Source organism: Vibrio sp. AH4, from assembly GCF_030710545.1.
In the GTDB taxonomy this organism is placed as follows: Bacteria; Pseudomonadota; Gammaproteobacteria; order Enterobacterales; family Vibrionaceae; genus Vibrio; species Vibrio metoecus.
In genome coordinates this window covers 1,197,783-1,218,777 of the sequence record NZ_JALAIV010000001.1, presented here as the reverse complement: position 1 = coordinate 1,218,777, position 20,995 = coordinate 1,197,783, and the positions used below count along the sequence as shown (strand labels likewise).

The 20,995-nt window shown below is 48.2% G+C and carries 18 protein-coding genes and 10 tRNA genes; 8 read left to right on the top strand and 20 right to left on the bottom strand.

Annotated elements, in window-relative coordinates; genetic code table 11:
* The first annotated feature begins 1 nt into the window (after position 1).
* Positions 2–937, top strand: a complete 936-nt coding sequence (locus MKA69_RS05800; protein ID WP_162231952.1) for a WD40 repeat domain-containing protein — start codon at positions 2–4, stop codon at positions 935–937.
* A 3-nt stretch (positions 938–940) separates the two neighbouring features.
* A complete protein-coding gene (locus MKA69_RS05795) occupies positions 941–1,168 on the top strand; it encodes a SlyX family protein (protein ID WP_001186809.1) in 228 nt (75 codons plus the stop codon).
* Positions 1,169–1,198: 30 nt separating this feature from the next.
* Here the strand turns inward: MKA69_RS05795 and MKA69_RS05790 are convergent, their stop codons facing one another.
* The 9 genes from MKA69_RS05790 to tsaE form a co-directional block, all read right to left on the bottom strand.
* Entirely contained in the window at positions 1,199–1,387 is a 189-nt protein-coding gene (locus MKA69_RS05790) for a DUF2065 domain-containing protein (RefSeq protein WP_055030543.1), read from the bottom strand.
* A gap of 56 nt (positions 1,388–1,443) precedes the next feature.
* Positions 1,444–2,424, bottom strand: a complete 981-nt coding sequence (gene hflC, locus MKA69_RS05785) for a protease modulator HflC (RefSeq protein ID WP_095459551.1) — start codon at positions 2,422–2,424, stop codon at positions 1,444–1,446.
* A 2-nt stretch (positions 2,425–2,426) separates the two neighbouring features.
* Positions 2,427–3,617 carry an FtsH protease activity modulator HflK gene (gene hflK, locus MKA69_RS05780; protein ID WP_000312462.1) on the bottom strand — a complete coding sequence of 397 codons (1,191 nt, stop codon included), beginning with the start codon at positions 3,615–3,617 and terminating at the stop codon, positions 2,427–2,429.
* A gap of 45 nt (positions 3,618–3,662) precedes the next feature.
* Positions 3,663–4,952 (bottom strand): ribosome rescue GTPase HflX, encoded by a 1,290-nt coding sequence (hflX, locus tag MKA69_RS05775; protein ID WP_000460369.1) that lies wholly within the window; start codon positions 4,950–4,952, stop codon positions 3,663–3,665.
* A gap of 32 nt (positions 4,953–4,984) precedes the next feature.
* Positions 4,985–5,248: an RNA chaperone Hfq gene (gene hfq / locus MKA69_RS05770; RefSeq protein ID WP_001051872.1), complete on the bottom strand. Its 264-nt coding sequence runs from the start codon at positions 5,246–5,248 to the stop codon at positions 4,985–4,987.
* A 172-nt stretch (positions 5,249–5,420) separates the two neighbouring features.
* On the bottom strand, positions 5,421–6,368 hold the full coding sequence (miaA, locus tag MKA69_RS05765) for a tRNA (adenosine(37)-N6)-dimethylallyltransferase MiaA (RefSeq protein WP_055035736.1): 948 nt from the start codon (positions 6,366–6,368) through the stop codon (positions 5,421–5,423).
* The gene (gene mutL / locus MKA69_RS05760; RefSeq protein WP_305847666.1) at positions 6,365–8,323 is read right to left on the bottom strand and encodes a DNA mismatch repair endonuclease MutL; all 1,959 of its coding nucleotides are present in this window, start codon (positions 8,321–8,323) and stop codon (positions 6,365–6,367) included. The genes miaA and mutL overlap by 4 nt, the downstream gene beginning before the upstream one ends.
* 6 nt (positions 8,324–8,329) lie before the next feature.
* Positions 8,330–10,054: an N-acetylmuramoyl-L-alanine amidase gene (locus tag MKA69_RS05755; protein ID WP_305847665.1), complete on the bottom strand. Its 1,725-nt coding sequence runs from the start codon at positions 10,052–10,054 to the stop codon at positions 8,330–8,332.
* Positions 10,048–10,512 carry a tRNA (adenosine(37)-N6)-threonylcarbamoyltransferase complex ATPase subunit type 1 TsaE gene (gene tsaE, locus MKA69_RS05750; protein WP_055035734.1) on the bottom strand — a complete coding sequence of 155 codons (465 nt, stop codon included), beginning with the start codon at positions 10,510–10,512 and terminating at the stop codon, positions 10,048–10,050. The genes MKA69_RS05755 and tsaE overlap by 7 nt, the downstream gene beginning before the upstream one ends.
* A 205-nt stretch (positions 10,513–10,717) precedes the next feature.
* Between tsaE and queG the strand changes: the two genes are divergently transcribed.
* Positions 10,718–11,827 carry a tRNA epoxyqueuosine(34) reductase QueG gene (gene queG / locus MKA69_RS05745; RefSeq protein WP_305848228.1) on the top strand — a complete coding sequence of 370 codons (1,110 nt, stop codon included), beginning with the start codon at positions 10,718–10,720 and terminating at the stop codon, positions 11,825–11,827.
* 572 nt (positions 11,828–12,399) lie between these two features.
* On the opposite strand, the gene MKA69_RS05740 is transcribed toward queG, so the two are convergent.
* From MKA69_RS05740 to orn, 11 genes are all read right to left on the bottom strand, one after another.
* Positions 12,400–12,476: transfer RNA gene (locus MKA69_RS05740), tRNA-Met, on the bottom strand.
* A gap of 42 nt (positions 12,477–12,518) precedes the next feature.
* A tRNA-Met gene (locus MKA69_RS05735) sits at positions 12,519–12,595 on the bottom strand.
* Positions 12,596–12,637: 42 nt separating this feature from the next.
* Positions 12,638–12,714, bottom strand: a tRNA-Met gene (locus MKA69_RS05730).
* A gap of 186 nt (positions 12,715–12,900) precedes the next feature.
* Positions 12,901–12,976 (bottom strand) — tRNA-Gly (locus MKA69_RS05725).
* Between the two features lie 34 nt (positions 12,977–13,010).
* A tRNA-Met gene (locus tag MKA69_RS05720) sits at positions 13,011–13,087 on the bottom strand.
* A 39-nt stretch (positions 13,088–13,126) separates the two neighbouring features.
* A tRNA-Gly gene (locus MKA69_RS05715) sits at positions 13,127–13,202 on the bottom strand.
* 158 nt (positions 13,203–13,360) lie between these two features.
* Positions 13,361–13,436, bottom strand: a tRNA-Gly gene (locus MKA69_RS05710).
* A 34-nt stretch (positions 13,437–13,470) separates the two neighbouring features.
* Positions 13,471–13,560: transfer RNA gene (locus tag MKA69_RS05705), tRNA-Gly, on the bottom strand.
* Between the two features lie 33 nt (positions 13,561–13,593).
* Positions 13,594–13,669, bottom strand: a tRNA-Gly gene (locus tag MKA69_RS05700).
* Positions 13,670–13,703: 34 nt separating this feature from the next.
* Positions 13,704–13,779: transfer RNA gene (locus MKA69_RS05695), tRNA-Gly, on the bottom strand.
* Positions 13,780–13,937: 158 nt separating this feature from the next.
* Positions 13,938–14,483 carry an oligoribonuclease gene (gene orn / locus MKA69_RS05690; protein WP_305847664.1) on the bottom strand — a complete coding sequence of 182 codons (546 nt, stop codon included), beginning with the start codon at positions 14,481–14,483 and terminating at the stop codon, positions 13,938–13,940.
* Between the two features lie 125 nt (positions 14,484–14,608).
* Here orn and rsgA point away from each other — a divergent pair, with 125 nt between their 5' ends.
* The 5 genes from rsgA to gpmM all read left to right on the top strand — a co-directional run bounded on the left by rsgA (position 14,609) and on the right by gpmM (position 20,961).
* Positions 14,609–15,670: a small ribosomal subunit biogenesis GTPase RsgA gene (gene rsgA, locus MKA69_RS05685; RefSeq protein ID WP_305847663.1), complete on the top strand. Its 1,062-nt coding sequence runs from the start codon at positions 14,609–14,611 to the stop codon at positions 15,668–15,670.
* Positions 15,671–15,765: 95 nt separating this feature from the next.
* Positions 15,766–16,623 (top strand): archaetidylserine decarboxylase, encoded by an 858-nt coding sequence (asd, locus tag MKA69_RS05680; RefSeq protein WP_055030472.1) that lies wholly within the window; start codon positions 15,766–15,768, stop codon positions 16,621–16,623.
* Between the two features lie 207 nt (positions 16,624–16,830).
* The gene (locus MKA69_RS05675) at positions 16,831–18,246 is read left to right on the top strand and encodes an SLC13 family permease (RefSeq protein ID WP_305847662.1); all 1,416 of its coding nucleotides are present in this window, start codon (positions 16,831–16,833) and stop codon (positions 18,244–18,246) included.
* A gap of 152 nt (positions 18,247–18,398) precedes the next feature.
* A complete protein-coding gene (locus MKA69_RS05670; RefSeq protein ID WP_305847661.1) occupies positions 18,399–19,286 on the top strand; it encodes a DMT family transporter in 888 nt (295 codons plus the stop codon).
* Positions 19,287–19,428: 142 nt separating this feature from the next.
* Positions 19,429–20,961, top strand: coding sequence for a 2,3-bisphosphoglycerate-independent phosphoglycerate mutase (gpmM, locus tag MKA69_RS05665; RefSeq protein WP_305847660.1), 1,533 nt, complete (start codon positions 19,429–19,431; stop codon positions 20,959–20,961).
* Positions 20,962–20,995 lie beyond the last annotated feature (34 nt).

Here is a 20,995-nt window from a genome sequence, read left to right as displayed (position 1 = left end):
CATGTTAAGCGGATGTTTTTTTGCTAATCAAGCAGAACAACGATGGGACTTAGCCCCTGAAGGTTCAACCGCTTTTGGTTTAAGTCGTGATGGCCGCTTCGCATTGATCTATTCCAAGCAGCAACAGTTGGTCTTGTGGGATCTCCAGCAAGACAAAAAACTGTCCGACTTAGGTGCACAAGATCCGCAGGCCAATCCCGTTTCCAAGATCCGACTTGCGGATAGCGGCCGCTACGCGATTACGGCGAGCCAAAACAACTTTGCAGTTTGGGATCTGGCTTGGACCCAAGCTAAGGGGCTTTGGTCGATTACTGATGGCCTGATCCGCGATGTCGATCTCTCCAGCGATGGCGAACAAGTGCTGTTAGGATTGACGAATGGCAAAGCCATTTACGTTGACTTAGTCAGCGGAAGACGCATGGAGTTCCTTGCTCACCGTGAAAAAGTGAATTCAGTGGCACTCTCTGCGAATGGTCGTTATGCCTTGACTGGGGGCAATGATTATCACGCTTATCTATGGGATACCAAGACTGGGCAAATTCTTCGCCAATTTGATCATGAGCAACGCGTCAACCGAGTTGCGTTACAGAGAGAGGGGAAATTAGCCTTTACTTCCGATGATGGCAATCAAGCGCTTATTTGGGATTTAACATCACAAAATAAACCCATCCAACTGCGAAGTTTTAGGCGCCAACTGGTTTTTTCTACCGCTCGCTTTTCCGATGATGGGAAAAAATTGATCACTGGCACCCCATCCGGATTAGTGGAAATATGGAACGCTCAAGAGGGTAAAAAAATCACCAGTGTTGAATCTGCCACCAAAAAAGATAGCGGACCCGCCCAAGCAGTCGTGTATGATGCCACCTTTGATGCCCAACAGCGTGCCGTATCAGGCAGCTCAGCTGGCATCGCTCAAGCTTGGCGTGTGGAGAACTGACAAATGCAACAATTATCGCTAACCCAACTTCAAGAACGTATTGAAGACTTAGAGTGCAAGCTCGCTTTTCAAGAGCAGACGATTGAAACCTTGAATGATTCTCTGACCCAGCAGCAGTTATTGATCACCAGAATGCAAGATCAAATGAAATATGTGGTCGGTAAAGTCAGAAACATCGATACATCCAACCTCGCCGACCAGGCCCACGAAACGCCACCACCGCACTACTAAACGGCTCAACGCCTACGTTAACGCCAGAATTCATCGGGCAAACACGTAGGCGATAACCGCTCCCGCAACCACCAAACACCCACCAATACGGCGTAATTGATTATCTGGCTGTTGGCTGAGCTGAGCAACCATCTGCCGCCATCCTCTCGGCGCTAATAATGGCCCCAACCCTTCAACGATCAACACTAAACCCAATGCAACCCAAAGTGTCTGCGACATATTGACTCCAAATAACAAAGGCTCCTTACGGAGCCTTTTAAAAAGTGACGTTATGCTTACTTGGCTGCAGCGCCTTTCGCATTATTCATGTATTGGAAAAACTCACTTTTTGGATCCAACACCAGAATGTCATTTTTGCTATTGAACGATTTTTCGTAAGCGCGCAATGAACGCAAGAAGCTGAAGAACTCAGGATCTTTCTTATAGGCATCCGAGTAAATCTTCGCCGCTTCTGCATCTGCTGTACCGCGAGTCACACGTGCGGTTTTGTCAGCTTCAGCAAGAATCGTGGCGACTTCAAGTTCTGCTTGTGCACGGATCACTTCCGCTTTTTCACGACCTTGTGAACGGTGCTTACGAGCGACCGATTCACGTTCAGCACGCATACGGCGATAGATAGATTCACTGATTTCGTCCGGTAGGTTGATCTTCTTCATTCGGAAGTCGACCACGTATACCCCTAAATCTTTCATCGCACTTTCACGCGTATCATTCAGTACTTCAGACATGATTTGATCACGCTGACCATCAATCTCAAGAGCTTCTTTCGCCGCTTCTGTAGTCACTTCAGAAGAGTTAGCGCTTTCTGGCAATATTGAAACGTTACGAGGACCAGACACAATCTGTTTGATCTCACGCGCACCAATCTCAGAACGTAGTACATCCGTCACTTTACGCTCCAGTAGTGCTTCCGCGGTCAACGCATTACCACCACCCGTAGCCAAGTAGTACTGACCGAAATCGTCGATACGCCACTTTACGTAAGTATCAATGATCACGTCTTTTTTCTCTGATGTCACAAAACGGTCTGAACGGCCATCCATAGTTTGAATACGCGCATCTAACGTTTTCACACGATCAAACAGCGGCATTTTAAAATGCAAGCCCGGTTCATAAATCTTCGCCAGATCATTGTTGTCTTTCAGCACTCGACCAAAACGGATCACGATACCGCGCTCACCTTCTGGGATCACAAACATCGACATCAATAATGCCGCGACGATCAGAACGATAGTAGGGATTAATAACTTACGCATTCTTAGTATCTCCCTTGACGTGTAGTGCTACGCGACTGAGTATCGGTGTTCGTTTCTGTCGTTTGCTGTGACTCAAGCTCAATCTGATCATACGATGAGGAAGATTTGCTCGGACGTGGCTCCGCCTTGTTACTGTCTTGACCCGCTAACTTATCAATTGGCAGATAAAGCAAGTTACCGCTCGATTCAGAATCAATCAGCACTTTCGAGGTATTGCTATACACCTCTTCCATCGCATCCAAATAGAGACGATCGCGTGTCACTTTCGGTGCGGCTTGGTATTCTGGCAGCAGTTTTTCAAACTGAGCCACCTGACCGAGCGCTTCATTAATTGTGCGCTCGTTATAACCTTGTGCTTCTTTCTTCAAACGCTCAGCACGACCTGTTGCTTTAGGCAAAATTTCGTTCTTGTACGCTTCTGCTTCACGGATGAAACGCTCTTCATCCTCACGCGCAGCAATCGCATCATCGAAAGCGTCTTTGACTTGCTCAGGTGGACGAGCCGATTGGAAGTTCACATCAACAATCATCAAGCCCATATCATAGCTATCAATGATTTGATTGAGTGTTTGCTGAGTGCTTTGACGAATTTGCTGACGACCACTGGTCAAGATGCTATCCATCAATGAGTCACCCACCACTGCACGTAACGCAGAATCCGTTGCTTGACGCAAGCTATCATCGGCATTCGTTACTTGGTACAGATACTTATAGGGATCTGCAATACGATATTGCACATCCATTGAGACGGTGACCACGTTTTCATCTTTGGTGAGCATCAATCCTGATGCACGCAGTGAACGAATGGCTTGTACGTTAACTGGTGTCACTTCATCAATAAAGCGTGGACGCCAGTTCAAACCGGGATCAACAATGCGGTCATATTTGCCAAGGCGTAGAACAACACCACGCTCTGCTTCACCAATGGTATAGAAGCCAGTGAAGAACCATACTGCAGCCGCAATAGCAGCAATCACGCCAAAACCGATGGCACCACCACCCGTCAGCGAAGGCCCTTTACCGCCTTTGCCACCAAATTTCCCACCCAGCTTTTGACTCAGTTTATTAAACACTTCGTCTAAATCAGGGGGACCTTGATCTCGGCCACCTTTGTTACCGCGATTGTTGTTCCCCCATGGGTCATTATCGCGGCCATTGTTGCCGTTATTATTACCAGGCTCATTCCACGCCATTAGAAAACTCCATCATTTGATATGACGTTATACTCTAGCAGTCCTTTAAGTAACTATAAAGTCACATAAATCTGCTTGCTCTCGTTTTTCTAGTCTAGCCCAATCGACCTGTTGCAACCGAACAGTGATCAGTAAATTGCCTTCCGGATCATACTCTTCCTGTTGAATGCAGTTCATTTGGAAAAATGTGCTACGGATACGTCCTTGATGTCGCGGCGGAATACGTAGATTGTGTTCCACCACTTGGCTTGCCAAACGTTCACTCAATGCTTCAAAGAGTAGTTCAATACCGGTTCCCTGCATGGCAGAGATCCATACGACCCTCGGAACGCCTTCATCATCCCGTTCAATACGCGGAGCGTGCTCTTCCAGATTATCGATTTTGTTCATCACCAACAGCGTTGGGACTTCATGGGCATCGATTTCCTGCAAAACAGTCTCTACCGCTTGGATATTCTCACGAAAGCGTTCATCACTGGCATCAACAACATGTAACAAAATGTCAGCTTCTTGTGTCTCTTGTAACGTCGCTTTAAAAGCCGCGACAAGATCATGCGGAAGATGACGAATAAAACCCACCGTATCGGCTAGTACCGCAGGGCCAACATCCGCCAGATCGATTTTACGCAAGGTAGGATCGAGCGTTGCGAACAGCTGATCCGCTGCATACACACCAGCTTCAGTGATTCGGTTAAACAGGGTGGATTTCCCTGCGTTGGTATAACCCACCAACGAGATGGTTGGAATTTCTGCACGGCTACGAGCACGGCGCCCTTGCTCACGCTGTTTGGCCACTTTTTCTAAGCGGCGCAAAATCGCTTTAATTCGTTCACGCAGTAAACGTCGGTCAGTTTCAAGCTGGGTTTCACCCGGCCCACGTAGACCAATCCCGCCTTTTTGTCTTTCCAAATGCGTCCAACCACGGATTAAGCGTGTCGAAATATGGCGTAGCTGAGCCAACTCGACTTGTAGCTTACCTTCATGGGTACGAGCACGTTGAGCAAAAATATCAAGGATAAGGCCTGTGCGATCAATCACACGACACTGGCACAGTCTTTCGAGGTTACGTTCTTGGGCAGGAGAAAGAGCATGGTTAAAAATCACCACGTTAGCACCGTGCATTTGCACAGCTTCGGCGATTTCTTGGGCTTTGCCCTCACCAACAAAATATTTAGGGTGAGGGGTTTGACGACTGCCTGTTACGACATGCAGTGTGGTCACCCCGGCGGAAGAGATAAGCATTTTACATTCGCTCAGATCTTCCCACTCACCCCGTTGCGTGAAGTTGACATGAACAAGTACGGCTCGCTCACCGGCTTCATAACGGTCAAACAAGCGATCAACTCCTTAAGTTATTGCGCAAAGAATTATTCTTCAGACTTCTCTGCTGGACGATCTGATGCTGGGCGGTCGCCGCTGTGGTGACTCACTGGACGAGCAGGAACCACAGTAGAAATCGCATGCTTGTAAACCATTTGGTTTACCGTGTTCTTCAGCAGGATCACAAATTGATCAAATGATTCGATCTGGCCTTGCAGCTTGATGCCGTTGACAAGGTAGATAGAAACTGGAATACGTTCACGACGTAGTGCATTCAGAAATGGGTCTTGTAGAGATTGCCCCTTAGCCATTTTATTTTTTCCTTATTTTGTCTTTTCTAGTAATTATTTAGCTAGCGGTGCAGCAGAATTATATGCAGCCTTGCATCTGAGCTAAACGAATCAAAATCCCCGTTGCTACCGATGCTCAACAGAGTACCAATAGCGGATCCTTTCCGGGGTACATCACGCAAAAGCGATCACATTATACACAGCTTATTTCGTTGGACGCTATCGCATTCGAGAGTGTTTCAACGGCTTGATCAACGTTTTCGCTATCTAACCAAGTTAAATCATCCCAGCTGCGTAACCAGGTGATCTGTCGCTTGGCCAATTGACGGGTGGCGCAGATTCCACGATAGATTGCTTCGTCTAAGGTGCCGTGACCGTCTAAGTAATCCCACATCTGTCGGTAACCGACGCAGCGAATAGAAGGAAGATCCGGATGAAGATCGTCTCTGGCATATAATGCTTTAACCTCTTCTTCAAACCCTGATTCGACCATCTTCTCAAAACGAAGTTCAATCCGACGATGGAGTTCTGCCCTTTCCTTGGGAGCAATTGCAAACTGCAGCACCCGATAAGGAATTGCTTCCCCTTTGGTTTGCGTCAGTTCAGTAAGAGTTTTACCTGAAATTCGATAAACTTCCAATGCCCGAGACAATCTTTGTGGATCATTGGGATGAATTCGCTGTGCTGAGACGGGATCAATCTGTTGCAGTTGATCATGTAACGCCTGCCAGCCTAATGTTGCGGCTTCTTGTTCGATCTGCTCACGAATCGCCGGATCGGCGGCCGGCAGTGGCGATAGCCCTTCGAGTAAGGCCTTGTAATAGAGCATAGTTCCTCCCACCAACAGCGGAATTTTGCCCTGAGCAACGATATCTGCCATCTCTTTCAAGGCGTCACGACGAAAATCGGCGGCAGAATAAGATTCACTCGGGTCCAGAATATCGATCAAACGGTGTGGTGCGAGTGCTAGCTCTTGAGCATCAGGTTTTGCGGTACCGATGTCCATCCCCCGATAAATCAGTGCCGAGTCGACGCTGATGATCTCCACCGGGTATTTCTGACGTAAGCGAATGGCTAAATCCGTTTTGCCAGAAGCCGTTGGGCCCATTAAAAACAGGGCGAGAGGTAACTTTTGAGTCATGAGTGTAATGCTGTAATTGAGGCGGAAAAATCCACCAAAGTAATAAAATGTGGGTCTTGCAAAGGCAAGTTGCCTTGCCAGAGCTGCTCCAGCTCTGCGATCAAGCCGATCGCCTCGGCTAAAATGTAGTCTCTTTTTTCTACAACGATGCGTTGAGTTAACCAATCCGCCAACGCTTGATGGCTCAAGGCTTGGCTTTCCGAGCAACTCGCCGCGTAAGATAACAGATCCGGCAGCAATTGCTGTAAATTTTGCTGGCGCAGCGGCTGCGGAACCGCCATCACCATAATGCTGTGATTGGCGCGCGTTTTCAGTTCAATCCCCAGTTGCAACAGTGCAGATGAATGACGCTGCGCAGCTTGCCATTCCAGTTCACTCAACTTTAGCCCAAGTGGCACAAGCAGTGGCTGCGCTTTCAGCGCGCCCTGCTGAGCATTGAGTAGCCCGCGCAGTTTGAATTGCTGAGCTTGGTAGAGTGAGATAAGTACACAACCTTGTGGGCTACTCATCAACAGATACTGCCCCGCCACCACTTGGATCGCTTTACCCAGTTTTTCGATAGCAGTATTAGCCTTGACGGCTTCAATTAATGAGACGACGGTACTGGCTGTACTCGGTTCTGCATCAGATAAATCGGGAGTTTGCATCAAGGTTTGGTAAACCGCGGCCTCCTTTTTACTGACGGATGCCGAACCATATCTTTCTTTGCCAGTACTTGCAGCCTTGGGTGAAGCCACCCACGGATTGGCGACAGCGCGTTCTCTCAGCTGATAATTATCGCCCTCACCTTCAGGGTTATCGCGCGCAACTTTGCGTGGATAATCAGGCGAACTTTGCACGGCTTGCCACACTCTCTCTGGCACGGGTGCTACCGATATCGGTTCAACCTCGTCAGCAACCTCTTCTACTGGTGAGGAATGGAAGGCGCCTTCATTGACTGCGGGTGCAATCACTTGTGTACTTTGTACCAACGCACTGCTTAACGCTTGATAAATGAAATCGTGAACGAGGCGGGCTTGATGAAAACGCACTTCATGCTTGGCTGGATGCACGTTGACATCCACTTGATGGGGATCGAGTTCAATAAACAGCACATAGGTCGCAAATTGATCGGCACGTAAGCTGGTTTCGTAGCTTTGGCGGATGGCATGATTGATCAGCTTATCGCGCATCATCCGACCGTTAACATAACAGTATTGCAGATCACTCTGCTGACGCGCGCCCTCGGGTGTGGTGATCCAACCATGCAGTTTGAGGCCTTGGTGCTCTAACTCAATGCGCAGCATATGCTGTACAAACGGGTTGCCACATACCGCTGCTAAACGTTTTTCCTGCTGCGGTAAAGTCGTTGCAGCGCGATACTGCCGCACGAGTTTGCCGTTATGGCGCAAGGTAAAGCTGACATCAAAACGGCTCAGCGCAATCCGCTTGAGCAGCTCATCGATATGGGTAAATTCGGTTTTTTCGGTACGCAGAAATTTGCGCCGTGCGGGAGTATTGAAGAACAGATCCAGCACTTCTACTGTCGTACCTACTGGATGGGCAGCCGGTTGTAACTTCACCGCCATATCGCGGCCTTCACTGTAAGCCGACCATGCTTCCTCTTGAGTCACGGTGCGCGATGTCAGCGTCAAACGAGATACAGAGCTAATACTCGCTAACGCCTCACCACGAAAACCTAGGCTCATGATCGCTTCGAGATCATCCAGTGTATGGATTTTAGAAGTCGCGTGACGACTCAACGCCAGACCGAGCTCCTCTTTATCAATTCCAGAGCCATTATCTCGGATACGAATGAGCTTCGCGCCACCTTTCTCGATGTCGATATCGATCCGAGTCGCACCTGCATCAAGGCTGTTTTCCACCAGCTCTTTCACCACCGATGCAGGTCTTTCGACAACTTCACCAGCAGCAATTTGGTTGGCTAAACGAGCCGGTAGAATTTGAATTGTCATAATCGGTTATTTATTCGGAATAATCAGTTGCTGCCCCACCAACAGTTGGTCAGAGCGCAACTGGTTGGCTTGGCGAATGCTATCAACACTAACCTTGTATTGATCCGCGATTTTGCTCAAGAACTCACCGCGCTGCACCTTGTGCTTACGTAGCGGCTTATCTTTTAAGCTCACGGTGATTTTCAGCTTTTGCCCGAGCACCAGCGTATCGGACTTCAAATTGTTCTCTTTTTTGATCGCCGCAACAGAAACTTTGTACGTGCTTGAAAGCTTGCCAAGGAAATCACCCGATTTCACCACATGAGTAATAGTTTCGGTTTCGACTGGATTATTCACTGTTGGCACAGGGATTGGAGCCGGAGCTTGTGAAGCAGGAATGACCAACCATTGCCCCACCGCCAATGTTGACGATTTGAGCTTATTTGCTTTCATCAAGGCATCCACGCTCACGCCATATTGATTCGCAATCAACCCCACCGATTCTCCACGCTGAACTTTATGCTTTTGCGCTTTTCCACGATTGGCAAAGAGGGTTCCTTCTGGAGGGTTATCTTCAAAGTACTGCACAATCGCCGTAGCTAACGCACGAGCTAACTTATCTTGATGAGTACGTTGAAACAGCAACTTCTCTTCCGATGGATTCGAGATAAAACCGGTTTCGACTAATACCGAGGGAATATCGGGCGATTTTAACACCGCCAAACTCGCATTCACCGGTTCCGCTTTATGCAGATGTGCGACTTTACCCATCTCTCGCAAAATATTGGAGGCCACTTTATAGCCTTCCTTTTGTGAATGGCTAAATTGCAGATCCAGCAAAGTTTGGCTGACATTGCGATCGTTATTGGCTTTTGACAGCACCTCACCTGCACCACCGAGTAATTCAGATTGCTGCTCATGGTTTTCAACCCAACGGGCAATCTCGGTATTGGCACGGCGGGTATTGAGTACAAACACCGAACCACCACGAGGCTGTGGAGTATGGAAAGCATCGGCATGCACCGAAACCAGTAGATGCGCTTTACTGCTACGGGCAATTTCTGTGCGTTTATTGAGATTCACAAAATAGTCACCACGACGAGTCAGTACCGCTTTCATTCCCGGCACCGCATTAAGCTGGTCAGCCAGTTTTTTCGATACACTCAAGGTAACGTCTTTTTCATATTTGCGTGTCGGGCCTATCGAGCCTGGGTCTTCCCCCCCATGCCCCGCATCAATCGCAACCACAATATCGTCATTGCCCAGTAACTGAGAGGCATCTTTGCTCACTTGGGTAGACGAACTTGGGGTACTGGCAGCACTGCTTTCACTCACTTTGCCATGAGGCATGTCCACCACCAAGCGGTGCCCATATTGTCCGCCAGGAGTTGGAGCCAATTTGAACAAGGTTGGCGTTGTTTTTTGCTTCAGTTCAAAAACCAGTCGGAAAGTGCTTTTTTCTGGCGGAGACGAGGCGCGAATTTTCGATAGAATCCCGCTTTCAGTGACATTCTGCGGTAACTTAGCGCGAGAAGTGCTCTGTTTAAGATCAATAACCAAACGCTCAGGCGAGCTGAGGGTAAAGTAGCTGTAGTCCACTTCAGACTTAACGTCCAAAACCACTCTGGTTTCATCAGGCGAAGGCCAAACTCGCACCCCCTCCAATACATTCGCCCAAGCTTGAGGAGCGAGTGTCAGTAAGGCTAATCCGAAGAGTAAGAATCCAAAACGAAAACGGCTAACGTTCAACATAACTCCAACTGATTCAAGAGGTCGCGTCCATAATCATTATTAGCAGTGAGTGTCGCGATTCGTTGCTCACCGTCATAACGTAAATCAATATCGAGATCAGCATTAGGCAATAACCCATGCCCTTTTTCTGGCCACTCAACCAAACAGATCGCATCGGCGGTGAAGTAATCACGAATCCCCATAAACTCAAGCTCTTCCGGATCGGCAAGACGATAAAGATCAAAGTGATACACCTGCCATGCGCCGAGTTGGTATGGCTCCACCAAAGTATAGGTTGGACTTTTGACATTGCCTTTATGGCCTAATGCACGAATAAAACCACGACTAAACGTCGTTTTTCCCGCACCAAGATCACCATGCAGATAAAGCGTCGTTTGTTGTAAACAAATAGCCGCTAACGCGCTACCCAATTCAATGGTGGCTTGCTCATCTTTTAGGGAAAAAATCTTGTTATTCATTGCGCTTTTCTCGACAAGGTCGTTATTGACTATAAAGAAATCAAAAGAACAGGAATAGTAAACTGGGTTGGAATTGAGAGACAAGAGCTGTTCTGTTAACAAAGCGAAAAATATCCATCACCCCGTAAGATCTCGCCGTGATTAATGCTAGATGCAAAAAAGAAGATCCGCTAAGATCCTCGCCCCTTACCGTGAGTACCCTCTAATGGACTACCAACAGCTAGCAGACAAGATCAAACAGTGGGCGATCGAACTCGGCTTTGAAAAAGTCGGAATTTGTGATGTCGATTTAAGCGAACATGAACATGCTTTGCAACGTTGGTTAGATGCCGGTTACCACGGTGAAATGGATTGGATGGCCAGACATGGCATGATGCGTGCGCGCCCTGCGGAGCTTCTGCCTGGCACTCTTCGAGTCATCAGTGCGCGTATCAACTATCTGCCACCACAAGCGCAATTTGCCTCCAATCTGAATGATCCAAACCAGGCTTACATCAGTCGCTATGCATTGGGGCGTGATTATCACAAGTTAGTACGTAGTCAGCTTAAAAAGCTCGGAGAGAAAATAGAACAAGAAGTCGGGCAACTCAGTTACCGCCCTTTTGTTGACTCAGCTCCGATTCTTGAGCGCCCATTAGCGCAAAAAGCCGGATTGGGTTGGATAGGGAAACATTCGCTCATCTTAGATAAAGAAACTGGCTCTTGGTTCTTCTTGGGGGAATTACTGGTTGATATTCCATTACCGGTTGATGAACCGAGCGATAATCAATGCGGCAAGTGCACGGCTTGCATTACGAGCTGCCCAACCAACGCCATTGTGGCAGAGGGCGTTGTTGATGCACGGCGGTGTATCTCTTATCTGACCATCGAATTTGATGGAGTGATCCCTCTTGAATTTCGGTCAGCCATGGGCAACCGAATTTACGGATGTGATGATTGCCAACTCGTTTGCCCTTGGAATCGCTTTGCACCTTTAACGCAACAGAATGATTTCCATCGTCGGCAAGGCCTAACCAATGCTGACTTAGTCACGCTATTTGAGTGGGATGAGACAACATTTCTAAAAAATATGGAAGGTTCTGCGATTCGCCGAATAGGTCATCAGCAATGGCGGCGCAATCTGATCATCGCGATGGGGAATGCACCTTACTCTCCGCGTATTATTGAAACCCTACAACAGCACCTTGGGCAAAGCGAACTGCTTGATGAACATATTTACTGGGCTTTAGCAGAACAAACCAACAACTCTGAGCCATCACGTCAGCATACGCGACTCATTCGAATTATCGAGAAAGGTCTACCGCGGGACGCATAAGAAAGTAACTTGCATAATCAGAGAAAGGATTGTTTGATGCCCATCCCAAATTGCGCTGTGTGGACAACATTTTTAATCAGACGCTGTTTTCTATCTAGAAAAAAACTTAATCACAGTCTCAGTAAATGATTAGGATCAAGCTTTTGGATAGTAATGATCTTAATGTTCTAGAAGCTACGCACCACGGCCAACCAAAAAACCATTAAAAACAACAAGTTAAACGAAATCGATTTTCTTGCAAAGAAGTAAGAGCAAGCAAAGATCCTCAGAGGTGTCAATAAGCAATATGAGGATTAAGAGTTTATCAACCACTTTATCCACAGAAATTTTTTGTGGATAAGTCTGTTAATGAAGTCAGCAAAGCAAGCAAAGTCCTATCCTTAACGATAAGCACTTGGTTGCTATAAATCTGAATATTGTCTCGGTGATAGCGATAAATTAGAACTAATGTTCACGGATAAATTCGCTAAGAGATGATGCTTCACAGCATTATAGAAAGAGCCTTAGCAAAGCGCTAAGTAATCTAAAAAGAAAAACCTGCGCATAAGCACAGTCTCTCTTTTTTAAAGAATTGGTTGCGGGAGCTGGATTTGAACCAACGACCTTCGGGTTATGAGCCCGACGAGCTACCAAGCTGCTCCATCCCGCGTCCATGTTGTTTCACTGTTAAGCACAATGAGAGCTTTTAAATTGGTTGCGGGGGCCGGATTTGAACCGACGACCTTCGGGTTATGAGCCCGACGAGCTACCAAGCTGCTCCACCCCGCGTCCGTATTGTGTCACTGTTAAGCACAGTGAGGGCTTTAAATGTGGTTGCGGGAGCTGGATTTGAACCAACGACCTTCGGGTTATGAGCCCGACGAGCTACCAAGCTGCTCCATCCCGCGTCCGTATATATCGCTAGACGCAATAAATCTTTTCTTCAGTTTTCTGTGGTATGCAAGAAACTGGAGCGACACACGAGGTTCCCTTCTTTAAAACAAAAAGTCGTGACCTCAACCTTGGCAAGGTTTTACTCATCAAATGAGCAAGTGTGGCGCACTTCATCGTTAAGTACGATGAAACTATTAACTTGGAGCGACACACGAGGTTCGAACTCGTGACCTCAACCTTGGCAAGGTTGCGCTCTACCAACTGAGCTAGTGTCGCATTTGTCGCGATGCAACTGCATCTACGAGAGATTTGGTTGCGGGGGCCGGATTTGAACCGACGACCTTCGGGTTATGAGCCCGACGAGCTACCAAGCTGCTCCACCCCGCGTCCGTATGTTATCGTTAAGCACGATAAGGGCTATAAAACTGGAGCGACACACGAGGTTCGAACTCGTGACCTCAACCTTGGCAAGGTTGCGCTCTACCAACTGAGCTAGTGTCGCATTTCATCGTTAAGTACGGTGACAACTTCAATTTGGAGCGACACACGAGGTTCCCTTCTTTAAAACAAAAAAGGCGTGACCTCAACCTTGACAAGGTTTGCTCATCAACTGAGCGAGTGTGGCGCACTTCATCGTTGAGTACGATGAGAACTTAAATCTGGAGCGACACACGAGGTTCGAACTCGTGACCTCAACCTTGGCAAGGTTGCGCTCTACCAACTGAGCTAGTGTCGCATTTCATCGTTAAGTACGATAACAACTATCAATTTGGAGCGACACACGAGGTTCCCTTCTTTAAAACAAAAGGCGTGACCTCAACCTTGGCAAGGTTGCGCTCTACCAACTGAGCTAGTGTCGCACTTCATCGTTGAGTACGATGACAACTTAAATCTGGAGCGACACACGAGGTTCGAACTCGTGACCTCAACCTTGGCAAGGTTGCGCTCTACCAACTGAGCTAGTGTCGCATTTCATCGTTAAGTACGATGACAACTATCAATTTGGAGCGACACACGAGGTTCGAACTCGTGACCTCAACCTTGGCAAGGTTGCGCTCTACCAACTGAGCTAGTGTCGCATCAACAACGTTTTCCGTCGTTTAGGGCTGCGAATTATAAGAGCATTTTCTTGTGATGCAAGAGCTTCTCGTGAAAAAAACTCTTTTTTTTTTCGCTTGCCGAAAAAGCATGCAAGATGTCGAATAATTGCTCTTTTTATAGCATTGAATACCCGATATTAGATCTTGAATACCGCCTTACGATAGAACTGAAGCTCAGCAATTGACTCTCGAATATCATCCAAAGCAAGATGGCTACCTGTTTTACTGAACTCTTTTAGCACTTCAGGCTGCCAGCGGCGAGTCAGCTCTTTGATGGTGCTGACATCAATATAACGATAATGGAAGTACGCTTCCAAGCGCGGCATATGCTTGTAAAGGAAACGTCGATCTTGGCCAATGCTGTTACCACAAATTGGCGATTTCCCTTCCGGAACCCATTGTTTTAAAAATGCCAGGGTTTGATCGATCGCTTGTTCTTCGCTGACTTGGCTGGCTCGCACTCGTGCAACCAAACCGCTGCCTGTGTGCGTGGTGGTGCACCACTCATCCATTTTGGCGAGTTCTGATTCTGGTTGATGAATCGCAATCACTGGGCCTTCAGCTAAAATGTTTAACTCACTGTCAGTAACAATGGTCGCCATTTCAATGATTTTGTGCGTTTCAGGATCGAGTCCTGTCATCTCTAAATCAATCCAAATCAGATTCTGGTCGCTAAAAGACATAGTAGTGCGCCTATAGGGGTTTATTCACAAAAGAGGTACTATACCCAAATTCAGATCGACAGGATACGTATCAAATTGAGATTTGGTACGCCATTTAATATCCAGCAGAGAGTAAGTAGAACACTGTGGCAAAAAAGAAAAAGCTCACACACGGTCAAGTTCGCCGAGTTAGACACAACCAAAATAAGAAACTCAAGCAAGAAGAAGCCATCGTTTGGGATGAAACCTTATTGGGCAATGCTCAACAAGGGTTGGTGATCACTCGCTTTGGCCAACATGCCGATATTGAAGACCCAGCGACAGGCGAAATTCATCGCTGTAACCTGCGCCGTGGTATAGAAAGCCTCGTGTCTGGCGATAAAGTGCTGTGGCGTCCCGGCGCAGAAACGCTTGCGGGAATTTCTGGTGTCGTTGAGGCAGTCGAAACACGCAGCTCCATCTTGGTACGCCCTGACTATTACGATGGCCTCAAGCCCGTTGCGGCAAACGTGGATCAAATGGTGATCGTATCATCCGTATTGCCAGAGCTCTCTCTGAATATTATTGATCGCTACTTGATCGCCTCTGAAACCTTGGGCATTGCTCCACTCATCGTGCTGAACAAAATTGATTTGCTTAGCCCCGAGCTGCGTGAGCAATACACCACATGGTTAAATGATTACCGCGCGATTGGCTATGACGTGCTGTACGTCAGTAAGAAAACCGGTGAAGGGATTGCAGATCTTGAAGTGAAACTGCGCGATCGCACTAACGTGTTTGTCGGTCAATCGGGGGTTGGTAAATCTAGCTTAGTCAATGCACTACTTCCTGAGCTGGAAGACGATGTGGAAGAAGGCGCGATTTCTGAAACGTCTGGTTTAGGCCAACACACCACCACCGCCGCTCGACTCTATCACATTCCAAGTGGCGGTAATTTGATTGACTCTCCCGGAGTGCGTGAGTTTGGTTTATGGCATTTAGAAACCGATGATGTCACCAAAGCTTATGTCGAGTTTCGCCCTTATTTAGGTGGCTGCAAATTCCGTGATTGCAAACATGGGGATGACCCCGGTTGCTTGCTGCGTGCCGCAGTAGAAAAAGGCGAAATCAGCGCGATGCGTTTCGACAACTACCATCGTATTGTGCTGAGCATGACGGAAAACAAAGCCAATCGACAGTATTCGCGCAGCAAAAAAGCCGATCTATAAGAGCAAATTGTTAGCAAGTTTAGAGCATCTACTGACAGAAGGCGTGATTTTCAGTAACATCTCGCGCCCATCACTAATGTATTGGAATGTAAACCATGGATAAGATTAAAGTTGGACTGCAATATTGGATTCCACAACATGGCCTGACCCGCTTGGTTGGCAAGTTGGCGTCTGCGCGGGCAGGCAGCCTAACCACGGCCATCATCCGCTGGTTCATCAAGCAATATAACGTCAATATGGACGAGGCACTGCACTCTGATCCGGCCCACTTCAAGACGTTTAATGAATTTTTTGTGCGTGAGCTAAAAGCTGGCGTGCGCCCTATCGCGGAAGGCGAAAAGGTGATCACTCATCCTGCCGATGCGTGCGTGAGCCAGTTTGGTGCTATCGAAGACGGCAAACTGATCCAAGCGAAAGGCCACACGTTTTCAGCCCAAGAACTGCTCGGTGGTGATGCCAAACTTGCGGAAGAGTTCCGTGATGGGGATTTTGCTACTTTGTATCTCTCTCCACGTGATTACCACCGCGTACATATGCCTTGTGATGGCACGTTACGCCAAATGATCTACGTACCGGGCGATCTATTCTCTGTGAACCCTCTGACCGCGGAAAATGTACCGAACCTGTTTGCTCGCAATGAGCGTGTGGTGTGTATTTTCGATACTGAATTTGGCCCAATGGCACAAGTGCTGGTTGGCGCCACAATTGTCGGCAGTATTGAACTGGTTTGGGCGGGCACCGTGACTCCGCCACGTGGTAACACCGTGTATCGTTGGGACTACCCAGCTAACGGCAACCAAGCTGTGGTTCTGAAAAAAGGCGAAGAGATGGGTCGCTTTAAACTGGGCTCCACCGTGATCAACCTGTTTGCCAAACAAGCCATTCGCTTTGATGACAGCATGGTGCTGAGTGCACCAACTCGTATGGGTGAGCCTTACGCACACCAAGCTTAATATACGATTTGGAGTTGCAGCCAACACCGCTGCGGGTTCAAGTAGGAAGACTCAACATCCCAGCTTCGGCTGGGATGTTGTCTTTTGAAGCTCGCCACACATCTGTACTGTCATCCACTGTAAAAGATAAAAATTTAACCGCCCTCTAAGACCCCTATTTTTCAATCGCTTACTCTAGGCTTTCAATCCAGCGAAGAGGAAGTGCCAATGCCAACACTGGAACGAGGTCTGCTCGTCAAACTCCTGATCTGTTTCTTACTGCCGTTGGGCGTACTATTGATGCCGATTGATGCGATCCCCATTCAAGATCTCACCTTGGTTCAACACCGTTTACTCGCCATTTTTCTTCTTGCCGCACTACTGTGGGTTTTGGAACCTGTTCCTGTGTTTGCCACGTCGATCCTGATCATTGCCCTTGAGCTCGTCATGATTTCCGATAAAGGTTTGCATGGCTTTCGAGTGCCCGATCCGCATCATCCGCTCGGTGAACTCCTTAAATACACCGATATTTTCAGTGCCTTCTCCTCTCCCATTATCATTTTGTTTATGGGCGGTTTTGCTTTAGCCATCGCCGCATCTAAATACGAATTGGATAACAACCTAGCACGCGTGTTGCTCAAACCTTTTGGCCACCAGCCTAAATACATCATGCTCGGTTTAATGTTGATTACCTCGGTTTTCTCAATGTTTATGTCCAATACAGCGACCACCGTGATGATGTTGGCGCTGCTGGGTCCTATTGTTGCCTCAGCCCCCAAAGGGGATTTAGGCATCAAAGCTCTGGTGCTGTGCATTCCGATTGCAGCCAACACAGGGGGCATCGCAACCCCGATCGGCACGCCACCTAATGCCATTGCATTGCAGTATTTAACTGGAGCAAACAGCATTGATTTTCTGTCATGGATGATGATGGGATTGCCGTTTGTACTGGTACAGCTGACGATTGCTTGGTTCTTACTGCAAAAGCTTTTCCCCTCCTCACAAGCCACAATGACCTTGAAACTCAAAGGCGAATTTCAACGCGGCTGGCGAGCCATACTGGTCTACATCACGTTTGCTTTAACCATAGTGCTGTGGATGACTACTACATGGCACGGTATGAACACTTATGTAGTGGCGATTATTCCACTGGCCGTGTTCACCCTCACTGGCATCATGGGCAAAGAAGAGCTGAAACAGATCAACTGGGATGTGCTTTGGTTAGTCGCCGGTGGGATCGCGATTGGCATCGGCCTTGAACAGACGGGACTCGCCCAAGCGTTAGCACATGCCATCGATTATCAATCTCTCTCACCCATGCTGATTGTGATTGCCCTTTCACTGGTGTGCTGGCTGATGGCCAACTTTATGTCTAACACCGCCACTGCCAACTTGATCATGCCGATTGCCGCAGCCATTGGCACTTCGATGAGTAGCCTTGAACAAGTCGGCGGCTTACAAGCATTGTTAGTCGTGGTGGCTTTTTCCGCGTCACTGGGGATGATTTTACCCGTCTCGACACCGCCTAACTCGCTTGCTTACTCAACGGGGCTTATCGAAAGCAAAGATATGGCCAAAACGGGCTTAGTCATTGGGGTGATTGGGCTTGGCATCGTCTATCTTATGGTATTCCTACTCGGATAAAGCACCGCTATCCCCCTCTCTTTCACAGCTTGTCATCACTCTAGAGATGGCAAGCTGTGAACCTTCTAATCGCACTAAAATTGCTTTTGTCTTCCTGATCGCTTAATGGCATATTGAGTGCCCTCATCACTCCCAACTGCAAGGATGACGCAATGGGTTACGAATGGCTGGCACTTGCCGCAGCCTGTCTTTGGGCTATCGCCAGTTTACTTTCTATCACGCCCGCGAAACACCTCGGCTCTTTTGCTTATAGCCGCTGGCGTATGGGGTGTACTTCCGTCATCTTAACCAGCATTGCCCTCTTCAGCGGAGGTTGGTTAACCGTACACAGCAGTGCAATTCCAGCCATGATGTTGTCGGGGTTTATTGGGATTTTTATCGGTGACACCGCGCTTTTTGCTTGTCTGAATCGCATGGGGCCAAGACAGTCCGGCTTACTCTTCTCCTGTCATGCGGTGTTTTCTGCCGTGCTCGGTTATTTCCTGTTTAGTGAAAGCATGACTAAGCAAGAACTATTGGGCTCAACCTTAGTGTTCAGCGGCGTGTTGATGGCAATTTTCTTTGGTCGCCGCGGGCAAGCGGGGCCTAGTTTGGATAGCATCAATGGCAGTGTGTGGGCGGGGATTGGGCTCGGCTTAACCGCCGCTTTATGCCAAGCCCTAGGTGGCATTATTGCTAAACCCGTGATGCAAACGGAGATCGATCCGGTTGCTGCCTCTGCGATGCGGATGATCACCGCCTTTGCGGCGCACTCTTTACTGCGTTTAACCGGCGCGCGCATTGCTCGTCCTACACAAACCATCACGCTCAATATCTTTTTGGTCACGGCACTCAACGGCTTTATTGCCATGGCGGTTGGTATGACGCTGATCCTCTACGCTCTGCGTGAGGGGAATGTCGGTATGGTCGCCCTACTTTCTTCCACTACGCCGATCATGCTGCTGCCACTGCTTTGGATCTACACCAAACAGTGCCCAAACCGCTATGCTTGGTTAGGGGCTATCGTTGCGGTTACTGGTACCAGCTTATTGGTGTCTTAAAACCGATTTTGATCAATAGGCTACATTTACTTGCATTGATAGAGAGAATCATTGATCTTAACCGGATGCAAAGCGTCTAGATTGTAGTAAAATTACGCTAATTTTACGTTTCAGTTATTTTGATTTTGACGAGGTTAGAACTATGTCAGCTAAGAAGCCAATGGCTCTGGTGATCCTAGATGGTTGGGGTTACCGCGAAGACAACGCAAATAACGCGATCAACAATGCGCGTACACCTGTGATGGATAGCCTAATGGCGAACAACCCTCACACTCTGATTTCTGCTTCTGGTATGGACGTAGGTCTGCCTGATGGTCAAATGGGTAACTCAGAAGTAGGTCACACCAACATCGGTGCTGGCCGCATTGTTTACCAAGACCTGACTCGCATCACCAAAGCGATCATGGATGGTGAATTCCAACAAAACGAAATTCTGGTTGCCGCGATTGATAAAGCGGTTGCTGCTGGCAAAGCCGTTCACCTAATGGGTCTGATGTCTCCAGGTGGCGTACACTCACACGAAGACCACATCTACGCAGCAGTAGAAATGGCAGCCGCGCGTGGCGCAGAAAAAATCTACCTGCACTGCTTCCTTGACGGTCGTGACACACCACCACGTAGCGCAGAAGCGTCACTGAAACGCTTCCAAGATCTGTTTGCCAAATTGGGCAAAGGTCGTATCGCTTCTATTGTAGGTCGTTACTACGCAATGGACCGTGACAACAACTGGGATCGCGTTGAAAAAGCCTATGACCTACTGACTCTGGCACAAGGCGAGTTTACTTGTGACTCTGCAGTTGAAGCACTGCAAGCGGCTTACGCTCGTGAAGAAAACGATGAGTTCGTGAAAGCGACCGAAATCCGCGCAGCGGGCCAAGAGTCTGCCGCGATGCAAGATGGCGATGCACTGTTGTTCATGAACTACCGTGCTGACCGCGCGCGTCAAATCACCCGTACTTTCGTACCTGATTTCGCAGGCTTTAGCCGTAAAGCATTCCCAGCGCTTGATTTTGTGATGTTGACTCAATACGCCGCAGACATCCCACTGAAGTGTGCGTTTGGCCCAGCATCACTGGAAAACACCTACGGTGAGTGGCTATCAAAAGCCGGCAAAACTCAGCTACGCATCTCTGAAACTGAGAAATACGCGCACGTCACTTTCTTCTTCAACGGCGGCGTTGAAAATGAATTCCCTGGCGAAGAGCGTCAGCTGGTTGCTTCACCAAAAGTCGCAACCTACGACCTACAACCAGAAATGAGCTCTAAAGAGCTGACCGACAAGCTGGTAGCAGCGATCAAATCAGGTAAATACGATGCGATCATCTGTAACTATCCAAACGGTGACATGGTTGGTCACACTGGCGTTTACGATGCTGCAGTGAAAGCATGTGAAGCTGTCGATGAATGTATCGGTCGTGTGGTTGAAGCCATCAAAGAAGTGGATGGTCAACTGCTGATCACGGCAGACCACGGTAACGCGGAAATGATGATCGACCCAGAAACGGGTGGTGTACACACTGCGCACACTAGCCTGCCAGTACCGCTCATTTATGTTGGTAACAAAGCGATCAGCCTGAAAGACAACGGTAAACTGTCTGATCTGGCTCCAACCATGTTGGCGCTGTCTGATCTGGAAATTCCTGCAGACATGTCAGGCCAAGTGCTATTTAGCTAAGGCTAGCTTAGTGATAAAAGCCCTGAATCTTCAG

Coding starts and splice junctions, on each gene's coding strand:
- orn (WP_305847664.1), bottom strand. CDS start 14,483: ATGTCTTTTAGCGACCAGAATCTGATTTGGATTGATTTAGAGATGACA.
- gpmM (WP_305847660.1), top strand. CDS start 19,429: ATGTCAGCTAAGAAGCCAATGGCTCTGGTGATCCTAGATGGTTGGGGT.
- hfq (WP_001051872.1), bottom strand. CDS start 5,248: ATGGCTAAGGGGCAATCTCTACAAGACCCATTTCTGAATGCACTACGT.
- asd (WP_055030472.1), top strand. CDS start 15,766: ATGGATAAGATTAAAGTTGGACTGCAATATTGGATTCCACAACATGGC.
- MKA69_RS05790 (WP_055030543.1), bottom strand. CDS start 1,387: ATGTCGCAGACACTTTGGGTTGCATTGGGTTTAGTGTTGATCGTTGAA.
- MKA69_RS05795 (WP_001186809.1), top strand. CDS start 941: ATGCAACAATTATCGCTAACCCAACTTCAAGAACGTATTGAAGACTTA.
- hflC (WP_095459551.1), bottom strand. CDS start 2,424: ATGCGTAAGTTATTAATCCCTACTATCGTTCTGATCGTCGCGGCATTA.
- tsaE (WP_055035734.1), bottom strand. CDS start 10,512: ATGAATAACAAGATTTTTTCCCTAAAAGATGAGCAAGCCACCATTGAA.
- MKA69_RS05675 (WP_305847662.1), top strand. CDS start 16,831: ATGCCAACACTGGAACGAGGTCTGCTCGTCAAACTCCTGATCTGTTTC.
- hflK (WP_000312462.1), bottom strand. CDS start 3,617: ATGGCGTGGAATGAGCCTGGTAATAATAACGGCAACAATGGCCGCGAT.
- queG (WP_305848228.1), top strand. CDS start 10,718: ATGGACTACCAACAGCTAGCAGACAAGATCAAACAGTGGGCGATCGAA.
- MKA69_RS05670 (WP_305847661.1), top strand. CDS start 18,399: ATGGGTTACGAATGGCTGGCACTTGCCGCAGCCTGTCTTTGGGCTATC.
- MKA69_RS05755 (WP_305847665.1), bottom strand. CDS start 10,054: ATGTTGAACGTTAGCCGTTTTCGTTTTGGATTCTTACTCTTCGGATTA.
- MKA69_RS05800 (WP_162231952.1), top strand. CDS start 2: ATGTTAAGCGGATGTTTTTTTGCTAATCAAGCAGAACAACGATGGGAC.
- miaA (WP_055035736.1), bottom strand. CDS start 6,368: ATGACTCAAAAGTTACCTCTCGCCCTGTTTTTAATGGGCCCAACGGCT.
- mutL (WP_305847666.1), bottom strand. CDS start 8,323: ATGACAATTCAAATTCTACCGGCTCGTTTAGCCAACCAAATTGCTGCT.